The sequence below is a fragment of the Metasolibacillus sp. genome, assembly GCF_025291715.1.
In the GTDB taxonomy this organism is placed as follows: Bacteria; Bacillota; Bacilli; order Bacillales_A; family Planococcaceae; genus Metasolibacillus; species Metasolibacillus louembei.
The window spans coordinates 1-12,618 of the sequence record NZ_JAMBIZ010000040.1; the positions used below are offsets into that span (position 1 = coordinate 1).

A 12,618-nucleotide genomic window follows, 5' to 3' on the forward strand; every position below is an offset into this window, starting at 1 on the left:
TCTTGGCTAACCTCTACTTCTGTCTTCGGGGTTCGGGACTTGCACCCTATAGTTCATGCGCATGCTGGGCGCACATAGAAAAAACTGATGGGAATTATAATTCCCATCAGTTCATTTCATTACTTTTGCTCTTCATCTGATTGCACAGTTTTTCCTAGAGGCTTATGTGGTTCTTCTTCTGTTTTACCGAAAGGCTTATGCTCCTGTGGTAAATCAGCTGTTGTTGGTGATGTTTGCTCACCTACAACCTCTTCATTCACCGTTGTAGAGCCAGCTGTTTCTACAGTAGGTTGTGCCTCTGTCACTTGCGCAACAGGCTCTTCCTTGACAGCTTCCACTTCAGCTTCTGGCAATTTACCGAAGTCGCGTAAATGCTCAATTTCTTGCGCATTTAATGTTTCTTTCTCCATTAATGTGCCCGCAATTAAATTTAACAGCTCACGCTTTTCAGTTAAAATGCGCTTTGTACGCTCATATTGAGAGTCCACAATGTTTTGTATTTCTTTGTCGATTTCATAAGCAATTTTATCAGAATAGTTTTGGTCTGAATTAAAGTCACGTCCTAAGAAGACGTTGCCACCTTGACTTGAGCCATATTGAACGGCGCCAAGATTATCGCTCATGCCATACTCTGTTACCATTGCACGTGCAATGCTCGTTACTTTTTGGAAGTCGTTATGTGCACCTGTTGATACTTCTCCAAGCACGATTTCTTCTGCCACACGTCCACCTAATAAACCTGCAATGCGGTCAAGTAGCTCTTGGCGCGTTGTGAAGAAGCGCTCTTCCTTCGGTAACATAATCGCATAACCACCCGCTTGCCCACGAGGAACAATTGTTACTTTATGCACTGTATCGGCTTCATCTAGCTCTAAACCGACAACTACGTGCCCAGCTTCATGGAAAGCAACAAGCTTTTTCTCTTTTGCTGAGTAAACGCGGCTTGCCTTCGCTGGACCTGCAATAACGCGGTCAGATGCTTCATCGATATCTGCCATATTAATTGTTTTTTTGCTTTTACGAGCCGCTACAAGAGCTGCTTCGTTTAATAGGTTTTCAAGGTCTGCACCTGAGAAACCTGGCGTGCGTTGTGCCACCGCTGCTAAATCAACTGTATCTGCTAGCGGCTTGTTGCGCGCATGCACTTTTAAAATCGCTTCACGTCCTTTTACATCAGGGTGTCCTACTGTAATTTGACGGTCAAAACGACCTGGACGTAGTAAAGCTTTATCCAAAATATCTGGTCGGTTCGTGGCAGCGATGATAATAATACCTTCATTTGCTCCGAAGCCATCCATTTCAACTAACAATTGATTTAATGTTTGCTCACGCTCATCGTGACCGCCGCCAAGACCCGCACCACGTTGACGACCAACCGCATCAATTTCGTCGATGAAAATGATACATGGCGCATTTTTCTTGGCGTTTTCGAATAAATCACGAACACGTGATGCACCGACACCGACGAACATTTCTACGAAGTCAGAACCTGAAATCGAGAAGAATGGAACGCCTGCCTCACCAGCTACTGCACGAGCAAGTAACGTTTTACCTGTACCTGGAGGACCTACAAGTAGAATCCCCTTCGGAATACGTGCACCAATTTCAGTAAATTTGCGGTGATCCTTTAAAAAGTCTACAACTTCGACAAGCTCTGCCTTTTCTTCATCAGCACCTGCTACATCATTAAAGCGAACCTTTTTCTTTTCTTGGTCATATAGCTTTGCCTTCGATTTTCCGAAGTTCATCACTTTATTACCGCCACCTTGCGATTGGCTCAACAAGAAGAAGAATAAAATGATAATGATGATGAACGGGATAATACCTGTAAAGAAGTTCACCCATCCGCTCGTTTCTGGTGCATGCTCAACTTTTACATTGTAATTATTTTCAAGATCGAAAATAAGCTGCTGCGCCTGCTGATCGTTTTGTAAAACATTCAGCGTAAACTTTTTGCTTGCCTCTTCATCATTTGATTTTTTATACTCTCCGACAATGGAAAGCACGCCTTTTGCTGGCTGTATCATGACAGTATCTACATTGCCAGACTCCAGCTCCTCAAAAAACTTTTTGTAATCTAGCTCTTCAACAGCAGAATTACTGCCGTTTACTGTGCCAAAAATCCCAACGATTACGAGAAAAATTAATAAATAAAATATGGTATATCGAAATATTCGATTCATCCCCAGCCTCCTCACAACATAACAGAAAAACTATAGATAAAATCTTAACATACGTTCATTTTTTGATACAATGAAAAGCCCTAGAGAAAATATGTGAAAGTCGATTTATGTCAAAATCGTTACATATGTTCTTATTTCTAGAATGAATACACTTCTCTTTTCAAAATGCCAATGTACGGTAAGTTACGATATTTTTCTGCATAATCTAATCCATAGCCTACTACGAAACCATCTGGAACTTCAAAGCCTACGATATCCGCCTTTAAATCCACTTTACGTCCAGAAGGCTTATCTAACAACGTCACAATTTTAATCGATTTCGCTTTGCGGTACTTAAATAGCTCCACAAGATAGCTTAGCGTTAAGCCACTATCAATGATATCCTCAATAATGATGACATCGCGACCTTCTACACTTGTGTTTAAATCTTTCAAAATTTTTACTTCTCCTGAAGATACTGTAGCATTTCCGTAGCTTGATACGTCCATAAAGTCCATTTCGACATACGAATCGAAGCGCTTCATTAAATCTGTCATAAAAGGCATAGCGCCTTTTAATACACCGATAGCAAGCGGAAATTTATGATCGTATTCAGCTGTTAGTTGTGCACCTAGTTCACGAATACGCTCTTGAATCTGCTCCTCCGTAATCATAATTTTTTCAATATCATTTTGAATCATATGTGATTCCCCCTCAAATTGTTGCAAATTTCAATGAGCACTACGTACAATGAGCACACAATCGTCCTCTGCACGTTGACGCTTAGAAAATTTGTTATTTACACGCACACCGAGTACAGCTAATACTTCATCTTCCGCATCGACTAATAACGGCCAATTATCACGTTCTGCTAAAGGAATTTTACAGTCAATAAATAACCTTGATAACCGTTTCGCCTGCGACATATTTGCCAATTGAATACGGTCGCCCTCTTGCCTTGTACGAATATGTAATGGGAAACTTACCGCTTTCGATTGAAAATAGTAGCATTCACCATCATGATGCCCGACATCAGCTCCTACAAATAGTTGTATATTCCCATAATCAAGCCATTTATTTAATGTTATTACATCTGCAACACGCTCTTCATATATTGCGTTCGGACAAACGGTCACAATGTTATAGGCACGATGCATCATGTAATGATTCGGTAAATGGATTGTTGCACTACCATTTGTAGTTTCAAATAAAGCGTAGATAGATGATAATAATGATTGACTAAGAAGTGTACTTGAATCGTTATAAATATAGTTTAATAGTATTAAAATGAGCCTTCTTTGTAAAGCAGGTGATTCTCTTTGAAGCGTATGAATATCAATTGTATAACTTTCTGCCGTTTTTTTCACATTTCGCTCATACGCCTCCTGTGCTAAGTCCATCAAATATGCATCATCCTGCTGCAGTTGGCTCGCAAGCTGCACCGCATGTGTTGCAATACGAGGATTTTCCTCTAAAAGCAGTGGAATAATGCGATGACGAAAGCGATTACGCGTATAAGTATCCTTCGCATTGCTCGCATCCTCGCGATATGTGCCGCCACATTGCTGTAAATAGTTTGCAATATCTGCCTTTGTTACAGTTAAAAATGGGCGAATCAGCTCACCTCCAGCAAATGGTCGACTTGTCACCATGCCTTGTAAGCCATTTACTGTGGCTCCCTTCGCAAGTGCCATTAGCATCGTTTCAAGCTGATCATCTGCGTGATGTGCTGTCACAAGCTTTGTACACCTCTCTCTATGCATAATCTGCTCTAGAAAGAAATAGCGCTCTCTACGACAAAGCATTTGCAAATTGCCCGCTTCTTTTTCATGTATATCAGCTATCGGAATCGCTATGCTATGTATTGGGATATGCTGTTCTGCACAAAATGCCTCTACAAATGCTCGATCCGCTGCGGAGGCTTCTCCTCGTAGCATATGGTCCACATGCGCTACTATAATCTCTATTTGTAGCTGTGCTCGCATTGCTTGAAAAAAATACAGCAAGCCCATCGAGTCAACGCCGCCAGAGCAAGCGATGAGAAGACGGTCTCCTGCCTCAACTAATTGCTGCTTTTTGATATAACGCATAACATTTGCTTCGAATGAATCCACCTTCCCACCTCCAAATCAATTTACTAATTAGCCTTTATCGTTGCCCACTGTGGAATGATATGCTGCAAGGTTAAACCAATTAATGTGCAATCATCCTCAATATCATAGCGCCCTTTATAATGTGCCATTACATCATACAATAACACATCAATCGGCATTTTTTCGGCAATTCTTTGCTTAATTAACTCTAAAAAATAGGACTCCTGCTCGTCCCAATTCAATTCACTTGAAAATAAGCCATCGGATACCATAAAAATCACATCGTCTGCACGTAGCTTCATTTTTTGTGTTTCCACCGAAAACTGTGGCATAAAGCCTACAGGTGCACTTGTTCCATCAAGTTTCATCACAGTTTGTCCGCGCACAATATACGTCGACATACTGCCAGCCTTCCATGACCAAAGCGTGCCATTCTGCAAATCGATTAACGCAAAATCAATCGTCGCATACATGTCTATTTCACGCTTCAATGACATAACATAGTGTAACGTATGCATCGCTGTTTCTGGATTCATATTATACAACAAACATTCACGCATCATGCGGATTAGCTTTCGACTTTCTCGCTGTGCCTCTTTATTTTGTCCCATTCCATCAGAAAGCATAACCGCTGTTAAACCTGCATGTATTGGAAAAATAGCATGCGCATCACCAGAGCCGTTTACAAGCTCCTTCGCCTGACTATAGCTATCATAAGCCAGCTCATAGCGAACAGCGGAACGAAAACGTACTTGCATATGGCGGAAAGGCTCCTGTTTCATCTCATAATGCTCGACAAATAAAGGCTCCTGCCAAACATCATAAAAAATTGGCACAATTAAGCGCTCGCAAAGCTGTAACATATCATATTGATTGCTCTTTTTCGGTGTCAATGAGCATACAACGATGCGCTCACCTGGTTTGCTTTGTAAAACATCTATTTGAAAGCAAGGTACATATGCCTGCTTAAATGCGGTCATAAGCTCATCCTCAATAGATTGAAAGGACAATGCCTCCTCTTTAATTTCCTGCATTAATCGTTGTAAATGACGACTCAAATCACGCAGCTGTAAAGCAATCATTTTTTTTCCGTGATAAAATTGCCCATTCATTTGCTCCTGATAAAGCTGTGCTTCCAATTCCTCTAGCAATTTTGTCGACTTCACACACTTTTGCTTCACTTGCTCCTCTGTACGTAACACTTCCGCAGGTTTAGTTGCCGCTTTTGCCGTACACCAATTCTCTACAGTTTGTGCCATTTCCGCATCAGCCCAGCAGCGCTCGTAGCGAAAACAGCTCATACATGTCGCTAAAGGCTCAATCTTTTTCTTTTGCACATAATCAGCTGTAAAACGATCGAAGACAAGCTCCTTCATAAAATCTACGAAATGCTGGAATTGCATTAGGTTTTCAGTCGCATGCTCTGTCATCCATGCCTGTCTTTTTAATAAAACCTCATCTCGCTCTGGGTAAAATAAATCGTGTAGTGTTGTAAATAATGATTGTGGGAGTAGTAGAAAAATAGTTGCTGCCATAACAATTGAGAAGAAATATACGATATCAAGCGGGAGTGTCGCATCATAAAAAAAGAATAAAGCACTAGGTACTATGCTACCTAATGCAACGCCTAGTCGTCCAAGTCGTTTACAGCTTCCTGCAATGACGCCTGTCACAGCATATAGTGCAAGCATCCCAGTAAAGGACAGGCTTGCAATACCTAGCAAAGTTCCTAAAATTGTAGCAGTCATCGTCGCTATCGGAACACCTGCTACTCTCGCTGCGATACAAATAATAAGATGCAGCATAAAGATTGTTAAGGAGAGCGAATAAATAACAACCGACTGCATTCCTCCAAGCATCGCCGCCGCAATAACAAAGCCTGCACCAATGCGCTCATACGACCATTCCGTCTGCCAAAACTGATACGGGCGTACAAAGAACAGCTGTATAAATAATGTCATCAATACAGCTAGTACAACTTCATAGCCTACATAAAGCAATACGAGAAATGGAGGCATGCCACCATAAGAAATGCTTTGCCATGGCATTTGAACAATTAAGGTAGCTAACCCTACCGCCAAGGCTGTTGGCATTTTATAAAATTTAAAGCGACATAGCAGCTCAAAAGCCCCAAGCTGTAAGCATAAAATAACAGCTTGTCCTAACCCAAACGATAATGAGCCTAATAAGCCTCCAATAATAACCGTTGTACGCAAATTATCATAGCGCAATCGCACAATTGCCCAAAATGGCAATAAAAACGGTAATGTCGCTTCAAAAAATACAGCCTGCGCTAAAAAATAGGCGATGATAAAAAAGGCTACTTGTAAACTATACGTAACTTTTTTATTTTTCGCATGCTCCTTCAGCCCTTGCCACATAGAAGGTGTTTCTAGCATTTCCACTCGTGTCATATCGTCATCTCCTCTAGCTTTTTTGCCATTATATAAAACTACAAGCGTAAAATTTGTCTGTTCATATAAGCAACTAGAAAAAATGTTTCGACGAATTTTTGGCAAATAGGAGAGAAAGTGAGGGATTTGGTGAATCATTCATCACATCCTCTGTCACAAAAAGGAAGGATATGTCCAATGAAGTTCTTATGTGAAAAAAATTTATGGATTGATTATACTTATATATAGTGACATAGATAGGAGTACATCAAGCATGACTAAAAACTTTACATATTTAGCGTTACTTTGCTCTTTCAGTATGCTATTAATTATCGGCGGCGTTTTGTTAGCAAAATTACCTGTTATCGTACAAATACTTATGATTAGCATCGGCTTAATTTTAGGGATTGTATGCTTCATCTCCCTTATTCGATTGCTAGTAACGCAAAACAAGTAGTAAAACGAAAAGGCTGTTCAACGAATTCGTTGAACAGCCCTTATATGTTACACCTTTTCTACGCCTGAAATAGCCAGTCAATTACGCCTCGGCGTAATTGCGTCCAGATTTTTTCAAGCAAGCCCGAGAAACGCCTCTCCAAAATCTGTGACATCCACCGTAGGCTTTATTTTTATTTAGTAAGTGCCTAAACACTTGCTAAATGAAAATAAATTAACCTCGTCTAGCTCCACGGCCACCGCGTTTTGATTCTGTTGCACGTTTTAATGTTGTAAGACGCTCATCGCTATCCTTCAAGAAACGCGCCATTTTTTGCTCGAAAGTCTCTTTTGGTTGACGATCGTTGCGCTCGTTTGATCGATTATCGCGACGTGGACGTTGAGGACGCTCTGGTCGCTCTGGTTGAGGCTTCGCTTTGCGGATTGAAAGACCAATCTTACCGTCAGCTTCAACATTCATCACCTTGACTTCAACTGTATCTCCTACTTTTAGAAGCTCATTGATGTCTTTCACATAGTTGTCTGCCACTTCACTAATGTGTACTAAACCCGTTTTGCCATCTGGCAGCTCAACGAATGCTCCAAAATTTGTGATGCCTGTTACCTTACCTTGTAATTTGCTGCCTACTTCAATTGACATAAAAAAAATGCTCCTCCTTAAAAATTAAGCGACTTCAAAAGTCATGTACTAAGTATACTGAAACTTTTAAAAATTTAGACATATCTACACCGTATCATAATTGATAATCGTTTCTATTCTATTATAACGAACAGGATAGTTGTGTCAATAACGCGGTATTAAATCCAATCCATTTCATACCAAGAAAGGCGATCCATTATTTTGAATACGGATTCGCCCTTACGATTATTCATCGTCCTTTTCTTGTTGCTCATCTTTTGGAATCGTGAAAATGATTTCACCTTCCTCAGACATAAAATATTCTTTACGTGCTAGCTTTGCGATATACTCATCATCTTCCAGCTTTGCAATTTGCAACTTGAGCATGTCCTGCACTTCTTGAATTTGCTCAAGATCTGCAAGAACCTCTACTTTTTGCCCCTCCTTCACATTAAGGCGGTCATATTGCTTCATCAACATACTAGATAAACTAAAAATCACTACACCTGCTACAACTAAAAAAGCGAGCATTCTACGTCGTCTACGAATAAGCTGCTGCTTTGAATATTTGCTTTTTATATTATTTTCATTAGAACGAATATAATCATTATCTAATTGTCTCACTCTGTTAGGTGATGGTTCTTGATGATTTCTTTGCCCCATCCTCTTCACCTCACAATTTTGAATAGTACAGCCATTATACTTTGTCCAGACTATTTTTTAAAGCGGTATTTAGTCATTACTTTATACAGTTTCATGACAGGGGTAAAGAGAAACAAAACTATTGATCTAAATATACGCCAGCACACTAGGAAGAAACGACTAATAATATAAATAACCCAATAAATCGGGCGAATAAAAAGCAATACAAACAAACGACCAATAAATCGGAAAAAGCGCCTGAACAATTTATCGTATAGAAAAATACCAGCTAGCTGAAATAGTGGATCAACAGCGCGCCACTGCCCACCCTTTGTCACATATAAAAAATAAAATGTACAAAATCCAAGCGCAATCCATACGATAAGCTCTAGCATGACCCCACATTGCCGAACCCACTGTCGCCTTGGTAAGCTACTCCATACCGCTCGAGTACTGTCAATCACGCAGCCTACAAATATGCCACTTGCAAGCATGATGACAGCACTCATTAGCTGCGCTGAAATCGTCATCCGAATAATTTATGGATAAAGCCTTTTGCTGCACTTTCTTCTTCATCGTACTGCATAAGCTTCACGTTGCCCTCTAATGTAAGGAGACCCTTGTCCACGTCTAAATGCACGATGCGTAGCTCCTCACCTCGAATGAGCAAATGCCCTTGAGATGTATGGATGAAAAATTCCTCCTGATCAAAACGCTCAATTGCTTTTATTGATGTCATATCCATTCGCTTGCGATTGCGAATCGTCACTATATGCTCGCCCGACGGAATTGTATAGCGATTACTTTCTTGATGTAATGTCATGTCCATCTCCTCCTTTTCGCTTCTGTCACACTTTATGCAAAAGAAAGTGAAAGCATGACTTGAATTATTTATGTAATTTATAAAAATGTGAAGGCAAGTATATTCAGAAAAAAATGATTAAAGTATAGACTTCAAAAAAATGTTTAGCTAAAAATACCTATTACCGGTAAATAAACTTCCAAAAATCAAGGAGATTAATACTATAATTAATTTACTAAATAACATTTATTGTGCGATAAGAGAGGTAAAATACATGAGTTACTCACTTGATTTTTCAATTGAAGAAGCAAACGAGCTATTACAGCAGCTTCATCAAACTCAGCAGCAATTTTTCTTTTCAGATAAAGAGTTATTAAAGCTATCAAGGCAATCCATTAAGCCTATTTTAGAAAAAACGTGTAAAAATATTGCCAAACTAATGAAATGTGAACGAGTGGAAGTTTGGCTGTTTAATGAGGAGCAAACACAGCTAACAATTGAAATGAGCTATGACAGCAAAGGTACCTCTCCCTTTTCTAATGTCACTCTTTTAAAGCATTATATTCCGACCTATTTTGAGGCAATTGTACATAAACGAACACTGGCTGTAGATAATATTGCAGTAGACCCCGTAATGGAGGGCTTACGTGAAAGCCTCTCGCTTGAATATTATCAATTTCAATCAATGCTTGATGCCTCCATTGTTTTAAATTGGGGCGTAGGTGGTGTCATTTGTTGTTTTTCTGAGCAGCAGCGCCATTGGACACCTGTTCATAGGCATGTACTGGCTTCAGTAGCAGATATGTTTGCTTTTATGTTTGATCGGTTGCACCGTCAAGAGGCAGAAAACTATATATACAAGCTAGCATTTACAGACACGCTGACAAATTTAAATAATGAACATGCATTTTATAAAAAAGTAGAACAATATTTAGCTCAAGATGAGCTCGGCATTTTCATTTATATGACGTTAGATCAATTTACAAATATCCGTAGTGTACTTGGCCATGAAGGGGGAGAAGAAGTGCTAGTAAACTTCGCACAGCGTCTATATTGCGCATTTCCTGAACCAGCAATCATCGCTCGCATTGGCTTCGATCATTTCGTCATATATGTACCGCTTGCGCAGAAGGACAAGCCGTTCCTAAATAAAAAAATTACAAATGCCTTAAAAGAACCGATGATTATTAAAGGGCAGGAAGTCTATATAACATTTAGCTATGGCGCTGCTTATTATCCTGCTGATGTAGACAATGTCAAGGACGGCTTGCAGGTCGCGCAAATTGCACTTGAGCATGCACGAAAACAAAAATCTCGTAAAGCAATTGGATTTTATCAACCGTCAATGCACAAATCTATGAAAGAAAATCTTTTATCTGAAATGAACTTACAAAAAGGGCTTGACTTAAAGCAATTTCAATTATTTTATCAGCCGCAAGTGTGCTGTAAAACGGGGGAAATAGAAGGCTTTGAGGCATTGATTAGATGGCAGCACCCAGAGCGTGGGCTTATTCCTCCTATCAATTTTATTAACTTAGCTGAATCAACAGGGCTTATTAAATTAATTGGAGAATGGGTTATTCAAGAAGCGATTGCACAACTCAAAAAATGGCATGCTGAAGGCAAGGAGCATTTAAGCTTGTCCATTAATTTATCACCCGTGCATTTCCTTTCTGCTAACTTGCCTGCATATTTATTACAATGCACACAATCAGCTGGTATAGCACCACAAAGCTTGATATTAGAAATTACAGAAAATGTGGCGATTGAAGACCGTGATGCTGCAAGAAATCGAATGGCTGAGCTAAGAGCAATGGGCTTCCCTATTTCAATTGACGATTTTGGTACAGGCTACTCATCCTTTGCTTATTTGCAAAATCTCCCTGTCCAGCAAATTAAAATTGATCGCCAATTTATACGCCATATAAGCAAAAATGAAAACAGTGCTGCCATTGTCCAAACAATTGTCCAGCTTGGTAAAACATTGAATTTACAAACTGTGGCAGAGGGTGTTGAAACAAAAAAGGAATGGGATTTATTAAAGCAGTTTGGCTGTGATAGCATACAAGGTTTTTATTTCAGCAAGCCACTACCTGTAAATGAAATAGATCAACTTCTTCAAAATGCTGGAGGTTCTTATAATGAAAATCAATCTACCTAAACTTCCTTCTTCTTTAACTAAGAAGGATTTCTCAACAATTTTAAATGAGGAGTATCCTGAACTTGAACGATGTGAAATTATTGATAGCTCCTTTATGAACGAGGAAGTCGAACGGGCTCGACTTGATCAAGTCGTATTAAAAAATTGCCAATTTAATTATACAAATTTCAGCCATATCCAATTAACCGATGTGCGCTTTGAAAATTGCGATTTATCCAACGTAAATTTTAGTAAATCCTCCATTCATCGCGTAGAGTTTATTAACTGTAAGCTATTAGGAAGTCAATTTCCTACATCTTCTTTAGGCAATGTTCAATTCGACAATTGCATTTTACATTTAGTTACATTTGACAGTGCAAAGCTAGAAAAGGTGATATTTAACGAGGCAGTTTTAACAAATTCGGACTTTTATGAGTGCAAATTTAAAGGAATTGAATACACTCGCTGCAATTTGAATGATGCCAATTTCGAGCAAACTTCATTGAAAGGCATCGACATTAGCTCATCGAATTTTGAAACATTGACGATTTCGATTGATAGTTTAAATGGTTGTAAAGTATCATCGTCACAAGCGGTTCAGCTCGCTTCGTTAATGGGGGTTATCATTGTAGATTAATAAAGAGGCTAACATTAGTAGTACAAATCCTGACTATGTTATGAATTTTCGAAAAGGAGTGACTTAAAAATGGATATGTATGAAAAATACATTAAACATATTAAACCTAATACCAAACTTATCTTAAGTGCTCAGAAAGCCCTTTTTTGTGCTATTCCTAAAAATACAAAAGCAGTCTACGCAAAAATAGAAAATAATAACCACTTAATTTGGAAAGCTTTTTTTGATGAAGAACCATCAGAATTTGAGAAAGACATCTTAAGTACAGCTGCGACAGAAGTCTTAGCAGATTTTCCAGAAATCATATCAATTGATGAACAGTATATTTATCATCCATCCCCAATAAATTTCAAAGATGAACTTTATTACAATTGGCCATATACAAGACTAGAACAATAAAAAGTATACGTAGAAAAAATAAAACGATATAAATTAAAAGGTAGCAATGAAAATGGAGGTACCAGCATACAATTGTGTGAAGCACGTCCAAGTAATTTTATACACATCAAGGTGATACGATAACAAAAATGGGCAGTGTCTGCTTCCTTTGAGGGATGGAACTATCGTAGACAATGTGAAGGTAGCTTGTTGAAAATTGAACATTACGTCGAGAGGTACGGATTCCGTCATAGTTATGCACACTAACATGGGTAATAAGAGATGACAGCAGAACA

At 39.1% G+C, this 12,618-nt stretch carries 12 protein-coding genes; 4 read left to right on the plus strand and 8 right to left on the minus strand.

Annotation, left to right across the window (positions count from 1 at the left end):
- Positions 1-119 precede the first annotated feature (119 nt).
- From ftsH to M3Z76_RS17725, 4 genes are all read right to left on the minus strand, one after another.
- Complete coding sequence (ftsH, locus tag M3Z76_RS17710; RefSeq protein ID WP_293929487.1) at positions 120-2,183, minus strand: ATP-dependent zinc metalloprotease FtsH; 2,064 nt, start codon at positions 2,181-2,183, stop codon at positions 120-122.
- 137 nt (positions 2,184-2,320) lie between these two features.
- Positions 2,321-2,863 carry a hypoxanthine phosphoribosyltransferase gene (gene hpt / locus M3Z76_RS17715; protein ID WP_293929489.1) on the minus strand — a complete coding sequence of 181 codons (543 nt, stop codon included), beginning with the start codon at positions 2,861-2,863 and terminating at the stop codon, positions 2,321-2,323.
- A gap of 30 nt (positions 2,864-2,893) precedes the next feature.
- Complete coding sequence (gene tilS / locus M3Z76_RS17720) at positions 2,894-4,276, minus strand: tRNA lysidine(34) synthetase TilS (RefSeq protein WP_293929490.1); 1,383 nt, start codon at positions 4,274-4,276, stop codon at positions 2,894-2,896.
- A gap of 23 nt (positions 4,277-4,299) precedes the next feature.
- On the minus strand, positions 4,300-6,669 hold the full coding sequence (locus tag M3Z76_RS17725) for a SpoIIE family protein phosphatase (protein WP_293929491.1): 2,370 nt from the start codon (positions 6,667-6,669) through the stop codon (positions 4,300-4,302).
- A gap of 253 nt (positions 6,670-6,922) precedes the next feature.
- Here M3Z76_RS17725 and M3Z76_RS17730 point away from each other — a divergent pair, with 253 nt between their 5' ends.
- Complete coding sequence (locus M3Z76_RS17730; RefSeq protein ID WP_293929492.1) at positions 6,923-7,105, plus strand: sodium:potassium antiporter; 183 nt, start codon at positions 6,923-6,925, stop codon at positions 7,103-7,105.
- A gap of 213 nt (positions 7,106-7,318) precedes the next feature.
- On the opposite strand, the gene M3Z76_RS17735 is transcribed toward M3Z76_RS17730, so the two are convergent.
- The 4 genes from M3Z76_RS17735 to yabP form a co-directional block, all read right to left on the minus strand.
- The gene (locus M3Z76_RS17735; RefSeq protein ID WP_107839005.1) at positions 7,319-7,744 is read right to left on the minus strand and encodes a S1 domain-containing RNA-binding protein; all 426 of its coding nucleotides are present in this window, start codon (positions 7,742-7,744) and stop codon (positions 7,319-7,321) included.
- Positions 7,745-7,969: 225 nt separating this feature from the next.
- Complete coding sequence (locus M3Z76_RS17740; RefSeq protein WP_293929493.1) at positions 7,970-8,386, minus strand: FtsB family cell division protein; 417 nt, start codon at positions 8,384-8,386, stop codon at positions 7,970-7,972.
- Positions 8,387-8,436: 50 nt separating this feature from the next.
- Positions 8,437-8,895 (minus strand): spore cortex biosynthesis protein YabQ, encoded by a 459-nt coding sequence (yabQ, locus tag M3Z76_RS17745; protein WP_293929494.1) that lies wholly within the window; start codon positions 8,893-8,895, stop codon positions 8,437-8,439.
- Entirely contained in the window at positions 8,892-9,188 is a 297-nt protein-coding gene (gene yabP, locus M3Z76_RS17750; RefSeq protein ID WP_293929495.1) for a sporulation protein YabP, read from the minus strand. Before yabP ends, yabQ begins: the two co-directional genes overlap by 4 nt.
- Positions 9,189-9,441: 253 nt before the next feature.
- On the opposite strand from yabP, the gene M3Z76_RS17755 reads away from it, so the two are divergent.
- The 3 genes from M3Z76_RS17755 to M3Z76_RS17765 all read left to right on the plus strand — a co-directional run bounded on the left by M3Z76_RS17755 (position 9,442) and on the right by M3Z76_RS17765 (position 12,343).
- Positions 9,442-11,328, plus strand: coding sequence for a sensor domain-containing phosphodiesterase (locus M3Z76_RS17755; protein ID WP_293929496.1), 1,887 nt, complete (start codon positions 9,442-9,444; stop codon positions 11,326-11,328).
- Positions 11,309-11,944 carry a pentapeptide repeat-containing protein gene (locus tag M3Z76_RS17760; protein ID WP_293929497.1) on the plus strand — a complete coding sequence of 212 codons (636 nt, stop codon included), beginning with the start codon at positions 11,309-11,311 and terminating at the stop codon, positions 11,942-11,944. Before M3Z76_RS17755 ends, M3Z76_RS17760 begins: the two co-directional genes overlap by 20 nt.
- A gap of 69 nt (positions 11,945-12,013) precedes the next feature.
- Complete coding sequence (locus tag M3Z76_RS17765; RefSeq protein ID WP_293929498.1) at positions 12,014-12,343, plus strand: MafI2 family immunity protein; 330 nt, start codon at positions 12,014-12,016, stop codon at positions 12,341-12,343.
- Positions 12,344-12,618: the final 275 nt, after the last annotated feature.

Excerpts from the sequence above, each read along its gene's own strand:
- ftsH (WP_293929487.1), bottom strand. The coding sequence starts at position 2,183 with ATGAATCGAATATTTCGATATACCATATTTTATTTATTAATTTTTCTC.
- hpt (WP_293929489.1), bottom strand. The coding sequence starts at position 2,863 with ATGATTCAAAATGATATTGAAAAAATTATGATTACGGAGGAGCAGATT.
- M3Z76_RS17725 (WP_293929491.1), bottom strand. The coding sequence starts at position 6,669 with ATGACACGAGTGGAAATGCTAGAAACACCTTCTATGTGGCAAGGGCTG.
- M3Z76_RS17730 (WP_293929492.1), top strand. The coding sequence starts at position 6,923 with ATGACTAAAAACTTTACATATTTAGCGTTACTTTGCTCTTTCAGTATG.
- M3Z76_RS17735 (WP_107839005.1), bottom strand. The coding sequence starts at position 7,744 with ATGTCAATTGAAGTAGGCAGCAAATTACAAGGTAAGGTAACAGGCATC.
- M3Z76_RS17740 (WP_293929493.1), bottom strand. The coding sequence starts at position 8,386 with ATGGGGCAAAGAAATCATCAAGAACCATCACCTAACAGAGTGAGACAA.
- yabQ (WP_293929494.1), bottom strand. The coding sequence starts at position 8,895 with ATGACGATTTCAGCGCAGCTAATGAGTGCTGTCATCATGCTTGCAAGT.
- yabP (WP_293929495.1), bottom strand. The coding sequence starts at position 9,188 with ATGACATTACATCAAGAAAGTAATCGCTATACAATTCCGTCGGGCGAG.
- M3Z76_RS17755 (WP_293929496.1), top strand. The coding sequence starts at position 9,442 with ATGAGTTACTCACTTGATTTTTCAATTGAAGAAGCAAACGAGCTATTA.
- M3Z76_RS17760 (WP_293929497.1), top strand. The coding sequence starts at position 11,309 with ATGAAAATCAATCTACCTAAACTTCCTTCTTCTTTAACTAAGAAGGAT.
- M3Z76_RS17765 (WP_293929498.1), top strand. The coding sequence starts at position 12,014 with ATGGATATGTATGAAAAATACATTAAACATATTAAACCTAATACCAAA.